Below are 18358 nucleotides of genomic sequence, written 5' to 3' on the forward strand. Positions count from 1 at the left end.
CGAAACGGGTCCTGCGGTGCGGGTTGCCGCCGGGTCCGATTCGCCGGTGCCCGGTCGGCTCACCGTCGTCATCGAGCCGGCCGGGCGTTCCGCGTCCTCAGTCGAGCAGCGTGACCCGACCGCTGTCCAGGTCGTACCGGGCACCGACGATCGCCAGCTCACCCGCGTGCACCCGCTCGCCGATGATCTCGCTCGCCTCGGCCAGGTGTCGCGCCTGGGCGAGTACGTTGGCCCGGACCGCCGCCTCCACCACGTCTCCCGACCCGCCGAGCAGTGGCTCGACGACCGGCCGCAGCGCCTCGACGATCGCCTGGATCGCGCCCGGGGCGGTACCCCCGCTCTCGATCGTCTGCACGGCGGCGGAGACCGCACCACACCGCTCGTGGCCGAGCACCACCAACACCGGCGGGGCGAAGTGCTCGACGGCGTACTCGATGCTGCCGAGCATGACGGTGTCGACGATGTTGCCGGCGACCCGGTTGTCGAAGAGGTCACCGAGGCCCTGGTCGAAGAGGACCTCCGGGGGGACCCGAGAGTCGGCGCAACCGACGAGGATCGCGAACGGGTCCTGCCCGGCGGCGAGATCGTGGATGTGCCGGGGCGACTGGTGCGGGTGCCGACCCCGGCCCTGGACGAAGCGCCGGTTGCCGTCCAGCAGCCGGGCGATCGCCGCCCGGGGGTTGTCGACGGCCGCGTCGGCGGGGGTGGCGGCGGCTGCCTCGGCGGAGGGTCGGGCGGCGGCCGGTCCGGCGAGGGCGGCGGTGCCGACGGCGGCCAGGCCACCGGCGGCCAGCAGCGAGCGTCGGGATAGGTACGACCGTTCTGGAAGATTCTTCACAAACCGTGAACGTACGCCGACCGACGACGGAGCTGAATGCCCGCTGAGAGTTGCCTGCGCCACTCTCCGGCACCCTCCACAAAGGCTGGCGAGAAGGCGGGCGACGCCCCCTTGTCACCGCACCGTCCTAGCAGTACAGTCCCGGCTCGCTCTCCTGGCTAGGGCCGGACGAAACTGGCGCCGTTGATCTCCAACTCCTGCTCCGGCGGCGAGGTGAACCGCTGCCGTTGCTCGTCGAGGACCAGCAGCATTCCGGTCGGAATGTCGAAGAAGAGCCCCTGCACCGACACCCTCCCCTCCTCGACGCCACGGGCGGCGAGGAACTCCCGGAGCACCGCGACCTGGCGGGCGACGTTCACCATCGCCAACTGGTCGACCTCGGCGCGGCCGTCTCCGGCTGCGGCCGACCCGACCGGATGGCCGGCCCGCCACGCCGCCAGGCTCGGCCGCCCCCACCGCAGCCACCGCCCGACGTGACTCTCCTCCTCGTCGCGCCCGCCGAGCAGCCCCTGCATCGCCCCGCAACCGGAGTGCCCGCAGACCAGCAGCGCCGGCACGGCGAGCACCTCGACGGCGTACGAGACGGCGGCGGTAACCGAGCACTCCGCCGGATGGTCGGCGGGGACGAGGTTGCCGAGATTGCGCACCGTGAAGAGGTCACCCGGCCCGCTGCTGGTGATCACGTTCGGCACTATCAGGGCGTCGGCGCAGGTCAGAAAGGCACTGTACGGCCTGTGCCGGCCGTCCAGTTCGGTGAGGAACGGCCGCAGCCGGGCGGCCGAGCGGCGATGGTATTCGCGTACCCCGACGTGCAGCGGCCGGAGCGCCGCGTGCGCCGATCCGGCCGCCTGCTCGGTGTGGTTCGGCTCACCCGCCCCGTCCGGATGCCGGGCCTGCCAACTCGACCACGGTGAGAACCAGCGCGGTGGCACCAGGGCGTGGATCCGCCGGGACGGCCGGGGCTGGTCGCCGCGCAGGGCCGCCGGACCGACCTCGTCGAGGCGTACCCGGCCGCCGGTGGTCTCGTGCTGGCGTACCCACGAGTCGAGGTGGTCGAAGGCCGCATGGTCCAGGAAGTCGGTGACCAGTTCCAGGTCGACGGTGCTGCCCGGCGGCACCCGCCCGAGGACGACGGAGAGCCGTGGGATGGCGAGGAAGCTGAGCGTCCCCTCGACGTGCACGGACCAGTGTTCGCGGCCCGCCGGACCGCCGCGTACCCGCTCGGCGTGCACCCTGGCCCAGACCACCCGGCGCAGGATCAGCACGACCGCCAGGACGAGTCCGACCAGTACCCCCTCCAGCAGGTTGAGGACCACCACGCCGAGTGCGGTGACGACGTAGACGGCCAGTTCACGGTGCCGGCGTACCCGCCGGATGTCGGAGATCTTCACCAGTTGCAGGCCCACCACGACGAGGAGGCCGGCGAGCGCGGCCAGCGGGATCCGCTCGACGAGTACGACGAGCAGGACCGCGAAGAGCAGCACCCACACCCCGTGCAGTACGGCGGAGGCCCGGGTCCGGGCGCCCGCGTTGACGTTGGTGGAACTGCGCACGATGACACCGGTGACCGGGAGCCCACCGAGCAGCCCGGAGACGCCGTTCGCCAGGCCCTGGCCGATCATCTCCCGATCGAGATTCGTCGGGGTGGTCCGGCGTTCGCCCCGGGCGGCCCGGTCGGCGGCCAGCCGGTCGACGGCGGTGGCGGAGAGCAGGCTCTCCACGCTGGCGATCACGGCGACGGTCAGTACCGCGGCGGCGACCGCCGGCCAGTCCCCGGCCGGCAGCGCCGGCAGATGTACGGCGGCCAGCAGCGACCCGGGCATCTCCACCCGGGCCAGGTCGACGTCGTTCCAGACGAGCGCGGCGAGGGTGGCCAGGGTGACGGCGACGAGCGGGCCGGGTATCCGGCGTACCGGTGCCGGCAGCCGGGGCCAGAGCACCAGCAGTCCGATCACCGTGAGTCCGATCACGGCCGCGTGGTCGTGCCGGGTCGCCAGTTGGGCGGGCAGGTCGATCAGGTTCCGCACCGGCGTGGTGCCGGGTTCGCCACCGAGCAGTACGTGCAGTTGCCCGAGCACGATCGTGAGGCCGATCCCGGCGAGCATGCCGTGCACGATCGCGGGCGAGAGGGCGAGCGCGGTCCGGGCGATCCGGCACAGCCCGAACCCGACCTGCAACAGCCCGGCGGCGGCGGTGATCGCGCAGGTGGCCGTCCAGCCGAACCGGCTGACCAGCTCGGCGACGACAACGGTCAGCCCGGCCGCCGGGCCGGTGACCTGGAGCGCCGACCCGCCGAACAGGCCGGCGACCACCCCGCCGACCACGGCGGCGATCAGGCCGGCGGCCACCGGGGCGTTGGAGGCGGCCGCGATGCCCAACGACAGCGGCACCGCGACCAGGAAGACGACGAGCGAGGACGGCAGGTCGTACCGCGCGTCGTGGCGGAACCAGCGGTGCAGTCGGTGGGATGCGTCGGCCAGGCCGATCGAGGTGGGCGACATGCTGCCTCCTCCGGCTCCGCCGGCCGCGATGACGGCAGAGGGATGGTTGCCGGGCCGGCTCGCGTCCGATTCCGGGTGCGCTGGTCGGGCGGTGGAGGGGGAACGTCGCTGTCCAACAGAATTGTAGCCTTACGTCATAGGAAATCCCTATAGTGACGATTTATCATTTTGACCGGTACCTACCTGCTGTCTTCATCGCGCTGCCCCACCGTCGAGTGCGGCGATCTCCTCCGGATCGGGCAGGGGCTTCCGGCACGGGCGGTCAGCCGACCGGCGCGCGCTCGGCGGCAAGTCGGGCCAATATGTCGACGGCTTCCCGCGCCGAGTGGTTCGAGAGCCAGGTACTCACCCCGAACGTCGCCCGGTCAGCCCGTTGCTGATCCGGCGCTCGTAGCGTGGCCGGCAGATCCTTCACCCGGACCACCAGCGTCCAGGGTCCGCCGGAGATCCCCGTGCGACTGGTCTGGATCGCGAAGATCGACTCGATGTGGTCCCACGGCACCCAGATCGCGAAGGCGTCCGTACCGGTACGACTCCGCGCCCGCACCCAGACTCCGCCCGGGTCGGCGGCGAGCCAGATCCCGGTCACCTTGGACATGACGCGCAGGATGGCGAAGAGCATCACGACCAGGAAGGGCAGAACCAGCACCAGCAGCGTCCACGGCACCCCGGAGGGGTTGACGACCGGGATGCAGAGCGGCGACAGGATGCCCAGCCACACGACGGGTTGCAGGGCCAGTACCCATACGAGCGTCCTCCGACGCAGGACGAACGGCTGCCCCTCGTCCGGGATGCTCGGTGCACTCCGGAAGACCCGGTCGTCAGCCACCGAACAACTCGCGGGAGAGCCGGCCGAGCACGGCCGGGCCGTCCCGGCCGTCCAGGGCAGCGGGGTCGATGCTGAGACCGGTGATCCGTTGGTATTCCGCCTGGGCGGTCCGACTGAATTCGGCCTGCGCCTCGGCGATCAAGGACAGGACCGTCTGGGCGATGGCCCGACCGTCACCCCGGCGCAGGGCCGAGTCGGCGATGTGCAGGTCCACCACCTCCCGGTTCGGGCCGATGGTGACCTCGACCAACCGGTCGTCGCTCTGTCGCGTCACCCGAAGCCGCGAGACGGCATCGCCGGCTTCCAGGATCCCGGCCCGGGTCGCCTCGAAGTTGTGCACCATCTCGTCGAGCCGGGCGGCAAGGTCCTCACGCACAACTGCTCCTAGCTGTTCGGGTCTGCGGTCCTCGGGGTCCAGCCCGCCGGACGGCCGTCGATGCTCGGCAGGGCGTCTACCGGCGAGGTGGAGTGCCGCCCCTTCCCGTCGAGCGTGGACTCGTGTTTCGCGAGCAGGGAGACGCGCGGTGTCGACATGGACAGGTAGGTGATGACTCCGGACGCGAGCCCGCCGATCAGCCCGAGCAACGACAGGATGATGTTGCCGGCTCCGGCCAGGCTCGCCACGCTCAGGATCAGGCCGACGGCGGTCAGCACCGCACCGACCATCTCCAACCAGGTGAGTTCGATCCCGTCCGCCACCGTCACAAGAGCGCCGCCGACGATCGGGATGCTGTCGGCCTCCTGGTGCAGCGCCGCCCTGACCTCGCCGAGGTAGCGCTCGTACGCCTCGCTGGCGGTGCCCTGCCAACGGTCGTCGACGGTACGCAGGAACTCGTCCACCAGCCGCTCGGCGTGGCCGTCCAGCGCCGCCGAGGTCGGCGAGGAGGTGGGGCTGGTCCCCCAGACCTCGGTAGCCGCACGCCGGAGCTCGTCGGTGTCGACGAACTGCTGGAACTCCTTGAGCATCTTGATCGGGTCATCGACGCCGACGAGTCGGGCGACCCCGCTGAGGACGTGGGCCGCCTCTGGCAGTGCGAGCGTCATCGGCCGGCCGCCCCGGTCCGGCCGGCAGATCCCCGGTCGCTGCGGTCGTACTCGTCAGCCGCCTCGCGGAGCAGCCGGCCAGCCTCCCTGACGGCGTCCCGGATCCGGCGCAGTCGCCACTCCGTCCCGGACTGCGCGTCCACATAGGCGTCCCGGAAGGCGCGAAGCTCCTCGGCCATCAGATGGAGCCATCCGGTACGGCTGCTGAACGCGTCGATCGGGATCGTGGCCGGACCGCCGATGGCAAACCTCTCCTGCAACGGCTTCAGATCATCCGCAACCTGATCGAGATGGTTCGCGTAGTTGCGTAGGACGTCCGTGTCGGTACCGAATCCATCCGGATTCAACATCCCGACCCCTCCCCGCTATCCCGCATCCGACGATAGCAGTCAATCTACTGATCAAGCATGGTCGCAGTCTTCGGCCTGCTCGGCACTCGCAAGTCTGACAGGTATTTGGTCATGCAGATGGCGAGCATCGGACACTTCTCGGATGTCGAAGTCGATCTTTTTCGTGCGGTACTCTGGCGCCTCCCGCACGTGGCGATCACCACCGCACCGCCGTCCCGGTATATCGATTTCACCGACGAACATCTGTGCACGCCCCGCCAGATTCTCGGCACCGGCCTGATCCTGCCGACATATCCCGTTCTGTTGTTTCTCAACGCATTCAGGGCCGTGGCCCAGTTCGCCACGCGAGCGCGGCGGTTCCTCGTGCGGGCACTCGACCTCCAATTCCCGCACCCGTCTGGGGTGCCGCGCCGGAAACCCGGCTCATAAACACTGGTATGCGGTCGCTCTCAGCCACCCGGCGCGATGCCAGCCCCTACCGCTGGACGAGCCCGGCGGCGAGGCGGCGGATCCCCTCGTCGATGTCGGTCAGCGCGATGCCGCCGTACCCGATGACCAGGCCGGGCTGCGCGGGGCGCTCGGCGCAGTAGCCGGCCAGGCTCTCCACCGCGACCCCGCACTCGCGGGCCCGCGCCGCCACCGCGGCCAGCTCCCCGGCCGGGTCCGGGCCGGGCCGGACGGCGAGGTGGAGTCCGGCGGCCGAGGGCACCGGGTGCAGCCGCCCGGCGAGGTGCGCGGCCAGGGCGGCCAGGATCCGTTCACGGCGGGCCCCGTACTCTCGGCTGGTCCGGCGGATGTGCCGGGCCAGCAGACCCTCGTCGATGAACTCGGCCAGCGCGCCCTGGGTGGTCAGGTCGCCGTGCCAGTCGGTGAGCTGCCGCGCCGTGCGCAGCGCGGGCCGTAGCGAGGCCGGCGCGACCAGGAAGCCGACCCGCAGCATCGGCAGCAGGGTCTTGGAGAACGACCCGACGTAGACCACCCGACCGTGCCGGTCCAGGCTCTGCAACGGTTCCAGCGGGCGGTCGGCGAACCGGTACTCGCTGTCGTAGTCGTCCTCGACGACCACCGCGCCGTGCCGCTCCGCCCAGTCCAGCAGGGCGGTACGCCGGGCCAGCGACATCGGTACGCCGAGCGGAAACTGGTGCGACGGGGTGACGTAGACGAGTCGGCTGTCGGCCGGCAGCGCGGCGACGACGAGTCCCTCCGAGTCGACCGGCACCCCGGTCACCCGGGCGCCGAGGGTTCGGAACAGGCGGCGTGCCGGCGGATAGCCCGGTTCCTCCACCGCCACCCGGTCGCCCGGCTCGATCAGGACCCGACCGATCAGGTCGAGCGCCTGCTGGGCACCCTGGGTGACCAGGACGTCGTCGGCGCCGGCCCGCACCGATCGGGATACGCCGACGTGCCGGGCGAGAGCCGCGCGCAGCCCGGGATGCCCGGCCGGTTCGGTGTAGGCCGGGTACCGGACGGTCGCCGCCCGCAGTTGCCGGGCGACGAGCCGCCGCCAGGTCTGGAGAGGAAACAGCGCCGGGTCGGGGAAGCCGACCCGGAAGTCGTACCTCGGAGCGGGGTGCCGGGGCGTCTCCGGGACGGACTCCCAGACCGGACGGGGCCGGACGTCTCGGCCGACCGGGGCGGTCCGGGGCCGCGCCTCGCCGATCAGCCGGCGATCACCGACGTACGTCCCGGAGCCGACCCGGCCGACCAGGAAGCCCTCTGCGGTGAGCCGGTCGTACGCCGCCGCCACGGTGTTGCGGGCGACGCCGAGCCGCTCCGCCAGCTCGCGGGTGGGCGGCAGCCGCTCCCCCGGCCGCAGTCGCGCGTCGAGCACGGACTCCCGTAACTGTCGGTAAATCTGAGTGGTCAGGTCGTCAGGGCCGTCCAGCCGTACGTGAACCTCCACGTTGCCCTCCATTGGCCCAATCAACTTGTCGGGAATTGGAGCTTCTACACGGCCAATATGCCACCTAACGTCACGGGCAGCACAGCGCTCCTCTCCGAAGGGATCTCGATGATGCCGACCTCCGTCGACATGTGGTTCGATCCGATCTGCCCGTGGGCCTGGATCACCTCACGCTGGCTGCTGGAGGTCCAGCAGGTGCGGGAGATCGAGCTGCGGTTCCACGTGATGAGCCTGTCGGTCCTCAACGAGGGCCGGACGGACCTGCCGCAGCGGTACCGGGACCTCTTCGAGGTCGGCTGGGGGCCGGTCCGGGTGGCCGTCGCCGCCGAGCGGAAGTACGGACCGGAGGTGCTCGGTCCGCTCTACACCGCCCTCGGCACCCGACACCACCACGACCGGGCGCCGATCGGCCGGGACCTGTACGTCGGCGCGCTCACCGAGCTGGGGCTCGGGGTCGAGCTTGCCGACGCCGCCGACTCGACCGAGTACGACGAGGAACTCCGGCGCAGCCACCTGGCCGGGATGGAGCCGGTCGGGGAGGAGGTCGGTACGCCGGTGATCCACGTACCCGGGCCGGACGGCCGGCGGATCGCGTTCTTCGGCCCGGTGGTGACGCCGATCCCGCGCGGTGCCGCGGCCGGCCGGCTCTGGGACGGTGTGCTGCTGGTGGCCGGAACCGACGGCTTCTTCGAACTGAAGCGGACCCGCACCCGGGACCCGGAATTCCACTGAGGAGGGTGCGGTGACCAGGCGGGGTTGGTTGCTCTTCGCCCTGATGAGCGTGATCTGGGGCATTCCGTATCTGTTGATCAAGGTAGCCGTGGAGGGCGGCGTACCGGTGCCGGTGCTGGTCTTCGTCCGGACGGCGGTCGGCGCCGCCGTACTGCTGCCGCTGGCCGTGCGCGGTGCCCGGGGTCTCCGGGGACTGCACCGGCACCGGCGCCCACTGGCCGCCTTCGCGGCGCTTGAGATCATCGTCCCGTGGTGGCTGCTCACCGACGCCGAACGGCAGATCAGCAGCTCGATGACCGGGCTGCTGATCGCCGCGTCGCCGATCATCGCCGTGCTGGCCGGGCGGCTGGCCGGTGACGTCGAGCGGCTCGGCGGGCGGCGCTGGGCGGGTCTGGGGGTCGGACTCGCCGGGGTGGCGGTGCTGGCCGCGCCCGGCCTGCGCGGCGGAGACGTGCGCTCGATCGTCGAGGTGCTGCTCGCCGCCCTCTGCTACGGGATCGCACCGCTGATCCTGGCGCGGCGGCTGGCCGACGTACCGGTGCTGCCGTTGACCGCCGTCTGCCTCGGCGGAGCCGCCCTGGTGTACGCCACACCGGCAGTGTTGACCTGGCCGGCGACGCTGCCCACCGGCCGGGTGCTGGCCGCCCTCGCCGGGTTGGCCGTGGTCTGCACGGCGGCGGCGTTCGTCATCTTCGCCGCCCTGATCCGCGAGGTCGGCGTCACCCGGGCACTGGTCTTCACGTACGTGAACCCGGCAGTGGCGGTCATCGCCGGAGTACTGCTGCTCGACGAGCCGCTCACCGTCCCGGTCGTCGCCGCGTTCACGCTGATCCTCGGCGGCTCGGTGCTGGCGACCCGACGCGACGCCACCACACCGCACACCGCGACGCCCAGCGCACCGGACACCGGACCGACCGCCGCCCGCCCGAGCCCCGGGCCGGCGGCGGCGCCTACGCCACCCCGTCCGGCCGCCGCAACGACGACGGCTACGGCGACGGCGACGGCGACGAGCACGAGCGCGAGGACGAGGACGAGAACGAGAACGAGAACGAATCGGAGCACGCCGCCGGACCGGTGATGCCCGATGTACTCGGTGTACCCCGCCCGAATCGACGACGACGCCGGAGGCTCAGATGAGCCCGTGGGCGAGCATCGCCTCGGCGACGAGCCGGAAGGCGTCGATGTTGGCTCCCGCGACGTAATTGCCCGGCATGCCGTACTCCTCGGCGGTGGTGTAGCAGCGGTCGTGGATGGTCCCCATGATCTCCCGCAGTCGCTGCTCCGAGTGGGCGAAGGTCCACGAGTCGCGACTGGCGTTCTGCTGCATCTCCAGCGCGCTGGCCGCGACTCCACCGGCGTTGGCCGCCTTACCGGGCGCGAACCGCACCCCGGCCTTGGTGAAGGCGCGCACCGCCTCCGGCGTGGTGGGCATGTTGGCCCCCTCCACCACGATGGTGCAGCCACCCGTGATCAGGGTGAGCGCGTCGGCGGCGGTGAGTTCGTTCTGCGTCGCGCAGGGGATCGCCACCTGGCAGGGCACCTCCCAGACCGGGCGACCGGCGACGAACGTGGCGTGCGGCCGGGCCTCGACGTACTCGTCGATCCGTGCCCGGCGGACCTCCTTGACCTGCTTGAGCACCTCGACGTTGATGCCCTTCTCGTCGTGGATGTAGCCGGAGGAGTCCGAGCAGGCCACCACGGTGCCGCCGAGCTGGTGCACCTTCTCGATCGCGTAGATCGCCACGTTGCCCGAGCCGGAGACCACCACCCGTTTTCCGTCGAAGCTGTCGCCGCCGTCGACCCGGAGCATCTCCTCGGCGAAGAACACCGCCCCGTAGCCGGTGGCCTCCCGGCGCACCTGGGCACCGCCGTAGCTGAGGCCCTTGCCGGTCAGCACCCCGGACTCGTACCGGTTGGTGATCCGCTTGTACTGCCCGAACAGGTAGCCGATCTCCCGGCCACCGACTCCGATGTCGCCGGCCGGCACGTCCGTGTACTCGCCGATGTGCCGATACAGCTCGGTCATGAACGATTGGCAGAATCGCATCACCTCCCGATCGGAGCGGCCCTTGGGGTCGAAGTCCGACCCGCCCTTGCCGCCGCCGATCGGCATCCCGGTCAACGCGTTCTTGAACAGTTGTTCGAACCCGAGAAACTTCACGATCCCCAGATAGACCGACGGGTGGAAGCGAAGACCTCCCTTGTACGGGCCCAGCGCGCTGTTGAACTCCACCCGGAAGCCACGGTTGATGTGCACCTCGCCGCGATCGTCCTCCCACGGCACCCGGAAGATGATCTGCCGCTCCGGCTCGCAGATCCGCTCGATGATCTTCGCTTCGGCGTACTCGGGGTGGCTGATCAGGGCGGGAACGACGCTGTCGAGCACCTCCCGCACCGACTGGTGGAACTCGCTCTCACCAGGGTTGCGCCGCACCACCGACGTGAAGATCGACTCTAGCTTGTCCTCTACCGACACGTATGCTCCTCGGCGTTGCACCCGCGGCCGGTTCACGGCGGCGCGTCGGGCGCCCCTCGGATCGCCCACACCGCCGCGGCCACGTCAAACTCATAATGTCGCCGTGGGTAGCGACATGTCGGGGTACGGCTGATTCCACCTTGTGAGTGAGAATCGCCGGCAGGGACGGGATCTTCTCACCGCCCTCGTCCCGGACCGCGCTCGGCATGGTCAAGTGTGACTTTCGGCTGCTCATCGTCGTCGGCGTTGGTGGGTTGGCGAGGGCGCCGATGGCGGCCGGGAGGGTGGGGGCGGTCGCAAGCCGGCGTACGTCGTCGCGCCCGCCCGATCGGTGCGGCCGGCTCATCGCCGTGCGTTCAGTCGACGACCGCGACGGCCTCGACCTCCACCAGGAGATCGGGGCCGGCGAGCGCGCTGACGCCCAATCCCGTCAACGGTGGGACGGGGGCGATTCCCAGCTTCGTCGCTGCCCGGCTGATCCCCTCCATCAGCAGCGGCATTTTGTCGGCAGTCCAGTCGACGACGTAAACGGTCAGCTTTGCCACGTTGTCGAAGGAAGCGTCGACCGCGTTCAGGGCGGTGGCGACGTTCAGGTAGCACTGTTCGACCTGGGCGGCGTAGTCGCCTATCCCCACCGTCGCCCCATCGGCGTCAACGGCGACCTGGCCCGCGAGGAAAACCAGCTTGGAACCGGTGGCGACCGACACCTGCCGGTACAGGTCGACCGTCGGCAGTCCTTCGGGGTTCACCATTGTGATGGGCATTGCTGACTCCTTGTCTTGAGAACTTCTGTGCAGACGGCGGCTACTCCGGCTCTCCCAAACCATAGCAGAGCTATGTTATGTAATCTGATGGCATGGCGAGGACGAAGGATCCTGCGGTGCGGGTACTGCTCATCGAACGCGCCGCACACATGCTCCGGACCCGCGAGCCGATCACCCTGCGCTCCCTGGTCGCCGGGACCGGTGTGTCGACGATGGCCGTCTACACCTACTTCGGCGGCATGGACGGCCTGTGGCAGGCCCTGCGCCAGGAGGGCTTCACCCGCCTGGCGGCCAGGTTCGCCACGGTGGCCGCGTCCGAGGATCCGGTGCAGGACCTGGCCGCGCTGGTCGCCGCCTACCTCGGCAACGCCCTGGAGCACCCCGACCTGCACCGGGTCATGTTCGACGCGAACTTCGACCTCGAAGACCTCAAGGCTGCGGACGCCACCCTGGAGTGCCTGGTCCAAGCCGCCCGGCGGGCCAGAGACGTCAACCGCTTCCGCCCCGCGATCGAGCCGCTGGAACTGGCGATCCAGAGCTGGGTCATCGGCCATGGACTGGTCTCCCTGGTCGCCAACGGCCCCCTGCCCCGCCAGACGCTCGACTACGGCGTCTCCATGCTGACCGCGTTGTTCGTCGGCATGGGCGACGAGCCCGACAGGTGCCGTTCATCGGTGGCGAACGGCTGGAAGCACCTGCACCCGCCCGGCCGATAGGGGTCGGTCAAAGGCCGAGAGCGCCGATGGCGGCGGGAAGGGTGGGCGCGGTGGCGAGTTGGCGTACGTCGTCGTGCTCGCGGAGCCACACCTGGCAGGTCGGGCCGTCGTAGTGCACGGCGACGGGTTGCCCTGGGTGGTGGCGGGCGAGTCGGCGGAGCAGGGGTGCGGGGTCGTCGATCGCGATCGGGGTCGGAGTCTGTGGCACCGGGATCTGCTGGTCGGGGTTGGCAGGGACGTTGCCGGCGATGGCGAGTTCGAGATATTCGAGGCAGTGCGCGGTCGCGGCTTCCGGGGTGGAGTGGGTAGGCGGGTCGGCCGGGGCGGGGAGCTGGCGGAGGGTGTCGACGGTGAAGTCCCAGCTCTCGCCCTGGATGAGGCGCAGGTCGCCGGCATTGCGGATGTGGTCGGTGAGGGTGATCGTCACCGTCAGGCGCAGCCCGAGGACGAGCCGGACCAGCTCGGCCAGCGGTGGCACGTCGGGGCGGCGAGCGAGGACGAAGAGCCGGCCGCCGGGTCGACCCCGGGCGGCCCAGCGCAGATATTCGGTGAGCGGGTCGGCGTCGGGGTGGTGCAGGGTGACGGTGCCGTCCCGGAGGCTGTGGTCGAGGCTGCCGCCGCCGTCGAGTTCGACCAGGTCTTCCGGGCGTACGCCGAAATGGTCGGCCCGGCCGGCGAGCCGGAAGTGGTCGGGAAGCTGGTGCAGCGGCTTGCCGCCGGGGTGGGTCGCCACCTGCGGCGCCGACACCCGCCGGCCGGTCCGCCAGGTCTCCTCCCCCGCCGGCCCGGCCCGGCCGGCGGGGTCGTCGTGCCAGGCGAATTCGCCGGTACGCCAGCCGGACGCGTCGGTGCGCCAACTGAGCTGCACTACCCGGCCGGCGAGGTCGGTGATCGTGATCGCCGCCTCGGAGTGGAGTCGGCGGGTGCCCCGGCAGGTGTAGCAGCGCAGCAGTGACGGGCTGCGGCCGGAGCCGGCACACTTCGGGCAGTCGGGATCGGCACGGTCGGTGCCGAGTCGGCAGTCGCAGCGGCGGAGTCGACTGTGCGGGTCGCAGTCGGGGCAGTCGACGTACGGGATGGGCGAGTCCTGCCACGACGGTGCCGGCGGCTCCCAACCCCGGCGCAGCGTCGTCGCACGCCGGCTGTAGATCTGCCCGGTCGACCACTCGGTGAGGACTTCCGTGGTCCCAGCGGTACGCAGGCTGGTGTGCCACCAACGGCCGTCCCGCCAGATCGCCTGCGCCCCGGCGGTCGGGTCGCCGGTGGCAAGGTCGAGACAGTCGGCGAGGATCCGCCGTTCGAGCTGGTCCAGGTCGATCGTGGGTGGGTCGGGCGGTGGCTGCCCGAGGGTCACGTGGTGGGCGGGGGCGGTCTGGCCGCGCTCTTCGAGGCCGTAGCAGGCGTCGAGCACGGTCGTGGTGGTGATCGCGTCGATCAGGTCGTCGGCGTAGCCCCGGGCCTCGGCCGGCACCGGCCCGCCCGGCACCTCGAACCGGATCGCCCAGGTCAGCCCGGCCGTGGCGATCAGGCGGCGGGCCTCGACCACCAGGTCCAGGCAGAGCAGGTCGGCCAGCCGGCAGAGCCGGCCCAGCTCGGCCGCCGGCACCCGGGGCGGCGCGACCGCCGCCCGGCCGAGGTAGAGCCGCCACGCGTCGTGGCTTTCCCCGGCGATGGCCTCGGCCTCCAGCACCTCCCGGACCGACGCGGAGTGCTCCGGCCGCCAGGCGCGGGGCAGGATGACGAGTGGCCCGTCCGGGTCACCGGGCTGGCGGACATCCGTCCACGACCCGGCGCCGACACCGACGGCGGCGGCCAGGTCGCGGAGAAGCGGGGCGAGGGGCAGATGCCAGCTCCCACCGCCGTCGCCGGGCCACGGCGCCGGTTCCACCACCCCGGGTACGACGTTGGCCGAGGCCACTGCCCCGGTGTCCAGGTTCGCCATCGTGAGTACGAGTTGGGCGCGGCGCCGCCCGGTCTGCCCGCAGTCGTGGCAGGGCCGGCCGACCGTGCCGACCCCCTGACACTCCAGACAGTCCTGGTACGCCTCCCCCGCCGCCCGCCGAACTGACTCACTCTCGTCGACCAGAACACGGTTGCCGCCGTAGGTGCAGCGGCACGGGTCGAGGGTGAAGGAGAGGCCGTCACACGACCGGCACTGCACCACCGGCGGCCCGGCCATCAGCGCCGCGCCAGGTCGTGCGCCGCCGACACCTGCCGGGACTGCCACCGCCGCAACGCATCCTTGATCCGGGCGTTCTGCTCCCGGACACCGGCCAGTTCCGCGTACGCCCTGGCCAGGTCACCGGCGACCTGATCCAGAAACTGCGTCACCTCGTCCGGATCGACTCCCCGCCGACCGAAGCCGACCGGGGTGAACCGGCGCAGCCGCACCTGCGACGGCAACAACGGCCGGTACGCCGCCGACCGATACGGGTACGCCGAGCCGAGCCGCCGCAGCGACGGCCCGTCCCTCCCCTCCCGCCGGAACAACCACCGGAGCAGAGCACGCATGACCTCTCACCAGCCTCTCGGAGCACAGGACGTGGATGGGTGACCCCGGCCGGCGCCACCCCGCCCCACCGCCGCAGGCACGAGCAACACCGACGGCAGCAGGGCGTGACTAGAAGCCCGGACGGACAACCCGTACAAGCTGGCCGTCCCGGCAGACGTGAACTCGGAAACGGCTGCGGACATTCATCGGACGACATGCGCCGAGGGACTATCCGCAGGTCGGAACTCCTTCCACCGAAAGCTCCTCGAAGAGCCAGGCCGCCTCGGTCGGGCCAACCCTCACCGCCACCGCAGCCGTGTTCGGCGGTGCCGCCTCGGGTTCGTCGTGTGCTACTCGATCTCTTCGTCGTGCTTTGAACCGGGACGAGCGCAGTGCTCGCCCCGGAGCAGGGCGTACACCCGGAGGGTTGACTTGCCGCCAAGCAGGTCACCCGACGGCTAACTTAGAGGACAATGTACGCTCAGTCAACAGCTAGGAGCACCATGTACTTGATGTGATGGATCAGGACGTGATCGAATTGGTGGGCCGCCAAGCAGGGAGTCCACCATGCCGATCGAGCCCATCTACACCCGGATCGTCGCGGACATCAGAGCGAAGATCGCCTCCGGGGAACTCAAGCCGGGAGACAAGTTGCCCTCTGTTGCCCAGCTACGCGCCCAGTACGACGCCAGCAACACGGCCGTCCGCAACGCCATGCTGGTGCTCCGGGAGGCCGGGGTGGTCGAAGGACACCAGGGCAAGGGCGTATACGTGCGCAAACCGGAGAAGTGACAGCACGCAGTTAATCATCATCAGGCCAGCCAGCCCAGGCTGTGAGACCTCCATTTCCGGGGCTGCTATCGCCGGTTCTTTCGGTTAGTGTTCGATCGACCACGCGGCGGTAACTCGACACTCCCAGTGTCTGTGCCGACCCGCCGTCGTCTGGCGACCTAGAAGGACACCGAATGCCCAGGGTCGAGGGAGCTGAAAGCACGTACGCACAGGCCATCGTGCTTGTCCGGGGCAGCGTGGCCGCTGCCGGTGTGCGTACAAGCGTTCCGGTCTGATCAGGGGCGACGCGGTGAACATCGACGAAGTCAAGCGGACAATCCGCGAGGGATCCCTGGCTGCCAAAGAGGCCAAGAAGATCCTGGTCGAGGTGGGCACAGAGGCCGCTGAGGCAGAACAGCTCGCCCGGCTCACCGTCCACGACAGTGAGGATGACGACGCCCAGGCCGGCTTGAAGATCTTGGAGGACTTCGGCCGAGAGGTCGACCTGACCGTACGCCGCATCGACGCGGCAATTGAGCACGCCGACGCCTACCTCGCCACGCTCGGATGACCAGCTCCGTCGCCGACATCGTGGCCCAACTGCAAGCGGTGCGGGAACGACTCGCCGCCACAGCGGTCACCGCGACACGCGCCGAAGCCGATGCCGAACAGGCACGCCAGCGGTACGCCGAGGCAGCATCAGGCACTGATCATCCCCAGATACAGGAAGCGATCACCGACATCCGAACGGCCGCCGAGAAGGCGGCCAGGACAGCCCGCCTGTTGACGCAGGCCAGAACACGCTTCACCGCATACTCGAACAGGATCGCCCCCGGCTCAGCGCCAGATGACGACGTCCAGGACGCCGAGATGCCCTCGGGTGAACGCCTCGTGGACGAGGCCAGACGACGCGGACGCAAGGCAGACATCGTCTGGCGCAAGCAGATGCAAAAGGCAGAGGACCACGAGTCCACTTTGAAGCAGGTGGAGGATGCCGGGAAGGCGGTTCTGAAGTACTTTCGACAGCAGCATGGCCCCTCGGGGACGACATCTGCCGGCACGGCTCCCCCGAAACAACCTCAGTCGCAGGAGCGTCCACAGATCGACAACCCGGTAACCGCAGCCGTCATGGCCAGTGGTGCAGTTGCCATCGCGGCGAAGTCGATCTGGAACAGCGCCAGGAAGCAACGAGAGAAAAAGAGAAATGACGATCAAACCTGAGCTGGCAGCCTACGTCCGGACCCTAGTCAGGGGTGACAACGAGGCCAACGAGAGGATCGAAGCGCAACTGGATGGCGAGGGCTGGGACGGGTTCCCCCGGTTCCTCGCTGCACTCTTCTTCCTCGCCGTCGACCGACGCTTCGGGGAAGACGCAACGTCGGCAGAGGTGATCAGGTTCGTCGCAGACCTGCGGGCCGGTCTGGCAGACGATGCCCCCGCTATCGATGCTCAGGACGCGGAGGCGCTCATCAAAGCCAACATTGATCCGGACGCCGACTATGATATCGAGCCAAGTTCGATCGGGAAGATCCAGGCTGCGGTCACGTACAAGGTGCTGACCGACGAGCAGCTCACAGACGAAGAACTCGACAGCTTCCTGACCGAGGCAACGGAGATTGCCAGTCGGTCGTAGCGTACTTCGGCAGCAGGTCGGTGCCCCATCCCGGCCGCCTAGATGCGTCCGGCCGCTGCCAACCCGCCGTCGGCACCGGTGGCCCTGCGCCACCGGCATGCCGATTCCAGGTATCCATCGCCTTGCGAGTGGATCGCCGGAAGGGCTGTGTAGGCGGCGTCTAAAGACGACCAGGCAGGTGCCCTACAAGTTGTCGACAGGTCAGGAGCATGGACGCGCAGACCGTCCTAGTTGGACGGATGCTGCGGGCCTGCGGTGTCGTCGTACCGGAGCGGGGAGCGCTTCCGGCGCTCCTGCCGCCACCAGTGGATCCGCAGTGCGAGCATCCCGCCGAGGAAGACGACGAGAATGCCGAACAGGACCCAGTCGCGCGTCCTCCCACCCTCCAGCGCCGCCCCCAGCATGGCCGCGACGAAGGCCAGCCCAGCGATGGCGAACCATCCCGCCCGCACCCGGTAGTAGCTCACGGGGAGCTTGCGGTGCGCGTAGCGGGCGACCGCTTCCATGACCAGAAACACCGGCACGAAGGCGACGCACAGCAGGAACAGCACGAAGGCGTAAGTGATCCACACCGGCGGCGCACCTTTCTGGAGCCTGGCATCGCCCTGCACGGTACGTGAGCGGCCAGCGATCGCCACAGCCACGACCATGACCGTCGCCCGCGCCGCCAACAGGTGCACTGTCGAAGTTCCGGTCGGCCCCAGAACATGGAACTATTTCTATGGCTCCGCGCGGGGTAGGGCACGCAGATCGGCGTCGCCGGTGGCTCCGGCGGTGCCGTCGTCACGTCCGTTCCCGACCGAAAGGTTTCCGATGCCCGTCATTCCCGTACGTCGCCTGTCCGGTGCGGCCGGCGCGCTCGCGCTCGCCGCCGTCGCGGTGGTCGCCCCCGCCGGACCGGCGCAGGCCGCCGGCAGCCTCGACGACGAACTTCCGAGGGTGATCGCCGAGCCCGCCGAGACCTCGATCCCGGAGGGCACCGGCGGCTCCTTCCGGGTACGGCTGAGTCACCGGCCGGCCGAGGCGGCCTTTCTCCAGATGAGGATGCGGGGCACCGGCAGGTGGATCAGCCAGCCGGTGATGCTCCAGTTCACCCCGACGAACTGGAGCAACTGGCAGGGTTACGCGCTGGGGAGCGTTCAGGATCCGGACACGGTCGACGATGTTCTCGTCATCACCCTCAGCTTCCCCGAGTACCGTCCCGACAGCGTCACCTTCACCCAGGTCGACGACGACTAGTGCCTCGTCCTGTCTTCCAGCCCTTCCGATCGTCTCGGTGATCTGCCATCCGGATCACCGTTCCAGGCCGC

General features: G+C 70.0%; 21 protein-coding genes. 9 read left to right on the plus strand and 12 right to left on the minus strand.

Features of this window, described 5'->3' with window-relative positions; translation table 11 throughout:
- Positions 1-97: 97 nt before the first annotated feature.
- From C6361_RS25460 to C6361_RS25485, 6 genes are all read right to left on the minus strand, one after another.
- Positions 98-838 (minus strand): carbonic anhydrase, encoded by a 741-nt coding sequence (locus C6361_RS25460; RefSeq protein WP_234358993.1) that lies wholly within the window; start codon positions 836-838, stop codon positions 98-100.
- A gap of 158 nt (positions 839-996) precedes the next feature.
- Positions 997-3339 (minus strand): SulP family inorganic anion transporter, encoded by a 2343-nt coding sequence (locus C6361_RS25465; protein ID WP_107269224.1) that lies wholly within the window; start codon positions 3337-3339, stop codon positions 997-999.
- A gap of 262 nt (positions 3340-3601) precedes the next feature.
- A complete protein-coding gene (locus C6361_RS25470) occupies positions 3602-4168 on the minus strand; it encodes a hypothetical protein (RefSeq protein WP_107269225.1) in 567 nt (188 codons plus the stop codon).
- Positions 4161-4544: a YbaB/EbfC family nucleoid-associated protein gene (locus C6361_RS25475; protein WP_107269226.1), complete on the minus strand. Its 384-nt coding sequence runs from the start codon at positions 4542-4544 to the stop codon at positions 4161-4163. Before C6361_RS25475 ends, C6361_RS25470 begins: the two co-directional genes overlap by 8 nt.
- A gap of 8 nt (positions 4545-4552) precedes the next feature.
- On the minus strand, positions 4553-5212 hold the full coding sequence (locus C6361_RS25480) for a WXG100 family type VII secretion target (RefSeq protein WP_107269227.1): 660 nt from the start codon (positions 5210-5212) through the stop codon (positions 4553-4555).
- The gene (locus C6361_RS25485) at positions 5209-5562 is read right to left on the minus strand and encodes a hypothetical protein (protein WP_107269228.1); all 354 of its coding nucleotides are present in this window, start codon (positions 5560-5562) and stop codon (positions 5209-5211) included. The genes C6361_RS25480 and C6361_RS25485 overlap by 4 nt, the downstream gene beginning before the upstream one ends.
- Positions 5563-5619: 57 nt before the next feature.
- On the opposite strand from C6361_RS25485, the gene C6361_RS25490 reads away from it, so the two are divergent.
- Complete coding sequence (locus tag C6361_RS25490) at positions 5620-5991, plus strand: hypothetical protein (RefSeq protein WP_107269229.1); 372 nt, start codon at positions 5620-5622, stop codon at positions 5989-5991.
- Positions 5992-6037: 46 nt separating this feature from the next.
- Here the strand turns inward: C6361_RS25490 and C6361_RS25495 are convergent, their stop codons facing one another.
- Entirely contained in the window at positions 6038-7465 is a 1428-nt protein-coding gene (locus C6361_RS25495) for a PLP-dependent aminotransferase family protein (RefSeq protein ID WP_107271176.1), read from the minus strand.
- A 108-nt stretch (positions 7466-7573) separates the two neighbouring features.
- On the opposite strand from C6361_RS25495, the gene C6361_RS25500 reads away from it, so the two are divergent.
- Both C6361_RS25500 and C6361_RS25505 read left to right on the plus strand, forming a co-directional pair.
- A complete protein-coding gene (locus C6361_RS25500) occupies positions 7574-8197 on the plus strand; it encodes a disulfide bond formation protein DsbA (protein ID WP_107269230.1) in 624 nt (207 codons plus the stop codon).
- Between the two features lie 10 nt (positions 8198-8207).
- The gene (locus tag C6361_RS25505) at positions 8208-9275 is read left to right on the plus strand and encodes a DMT family transporter (protein ID WP_107269231.1); all 1068 of its coding nucleotides are present in this window, start codon (positions 8208-8210) and stop codon (positions 9273-9275) included.
- 51 nt (positions 9276-9326) lie between these two features.
- Here C6361_RS25505 and gdhA read toward each other — a convergent pair whose 3' ends face one another.
- Positions 9327-10673 carry an NADP-specific glutamate dehydrogenase gene (gene gdhA / locus C6361_RS25510; protein ID WP_107269232.1) on the minus strand — a complete coding sequence of 449 codons (1347 nt, stop codon included), beginning with the start codon at positions 10671-10673 and terminating at the stop codon, positions 9327-9329.
- A 356-nt stretch (positions 10674-11029) separates the two neighbouring features.
- Positions 11030-11437 (minus strand): RidA family protein, encoded by a 408-nt coding sequence (locus C6361_RS25515; RefSeq protein WP_107269233.1) that lies wholly within the window; start codon positions 11435-11437, stop codon positions 11030-11032.
- A gap of 92 nt (positions 11438-11529) precedes the next feature.
- On the opposite strand from C6361_RS25515, the gene C6361_RS25520 reads away from it, so the two are divergent.
- A complete protein-coding gene (locus C6361_RS25520; RefSeq protein WP_107269234.1) occupies positions 11530-12153 on the plus strand; it encodes a TetR/AcrR family transcriptional regulator in 624 nt (207 codons plus the stop codon).
- A 7-nt stretch (positions 12154-12160) separates the two neighbouring features.
- Here the strand turns inward: C6361_RS25520 and C6361_RS25525 are convergent, their stop codons facing one another.
- Both C6361_RS25525 and C6361_RS25530 read right to left on the minus strand, forming a co-directional pair.
- Positions 12161-14380 (minus strand): hypothetical protein, encoded by a 2220-nt coding sequence (locus C6361_RS25525; protein WP_159079470.1) that lies wholly within the window; start codon positions 14378-14380, stop codon positions 12161-12163.
- A complete protein-coding gene (locus tag C6361_RS25530; RefSeq protein WP_107269236.1) occupies positions 14332-14664 on the minus strand; it encodes a DivIVA domain-containing protein in 333 nt (110 codons plus the stop codon). The genes C6361_RS25525 and C6361_RS25530 overlap by 49 nt, the downstream gene beginning before the upstream one ends.
- Positions 14665-15211: 547 nt before the next feature.
- Between C6361_RS25530 and C6361_RS25535 the strand changes: the two genes are divergently transcribed.
- The 4 genes from C6361_RS25535 (at position 15212) to C6361_RS25550 (ending at position 17048) form a co-directional block, all read left to right on the plus strand.
- Entirely contained in the window at positions 15212-15436 is a 225-nt protein-coding gene (locus tag C6361_RS25535; protein ID WP_107269237.1) for a winged helix-turn-helix domain-containing protein, read from the plus strand.
- Positions 15437-15725: 289 nt separating this feature from the next.
- The gene (locus C6361_RS25540) at positions 15726-15986 is read left to right on the plus strand and encodes a hypothetical protein (protein WP_107269238.1); all 261 of its coding nucleotides are present in this window, start codon (positions 15726-15728) and stop codon (positions 15984-15986) included.
- Positions 15983-16636, plus strand: a complete 654-nt coding sequence (locus C6361_RS37160; protein WP_159079471.1) for a hypothetical protein — start codon at positions 15983-15985, stop codon at positions 16634-16636. The genes C6361_RS25540 and C6361_RS37160 overlap by 4 nt, the downstream gene beginning before the upstream one ends.
- Positions 16620-17048 carry a hypothetical protein gene (locus C6361_RS25550; RefSeq protein ID WP_107269240.1) on the plus strand — a complete coding sequence of 143 codons (429 nt, stop codon included), beginning with the start codon at positions 16620-16622 and terminating at the stop codon, positions 17046-17048. The genes C6361_RS37160 and C6361_RS25550 overlap by 17 nt, the downstream gene beginning before the upstream one ends.
- Before the next feature lie 227 nt (positions 17049-17275).
- On the opposite strand, the gene C6361_RS25555 is transcribed toward C6361_RS25550, so the two are convergent.
- Positions 17276-17620, minus strand: coding sequence for a hypothetical protein (locus tag C6361_RS25555; RefSeq protein ID WP_159079472.1), 345 nt, complete (start codon positions 17618-17620; stop codon positions 17276-17278).
- 241 nt (positions 17621-17861) lie between these two features.
- Here C6361_RS25555 and C6361_RS25560 point away from each other — a divergent pair, with 241 nt between their 5' ends.
- Positions 17862-18287 (plus strand): hypothetical protein, encoded by a 426-nt coding sequence (locus C6361_RS25560; protein ID WP_107258345.1) that lies wholly within the window; start codon positions 17862-17864, stop codon positions 18285-18287.
- Positions 18288-18358: the final 71 nt, after the last annotated feature.

Origin of the sequence: Plantactinospora sp. BC1, assembly GCF_003030345.1 — a bacterium.
Classification (GTDB): Bacteria; Actinomycetota; Actinomycetes; order Mycobacteriales; family Micromonosporaceae; genus Plantactinospora.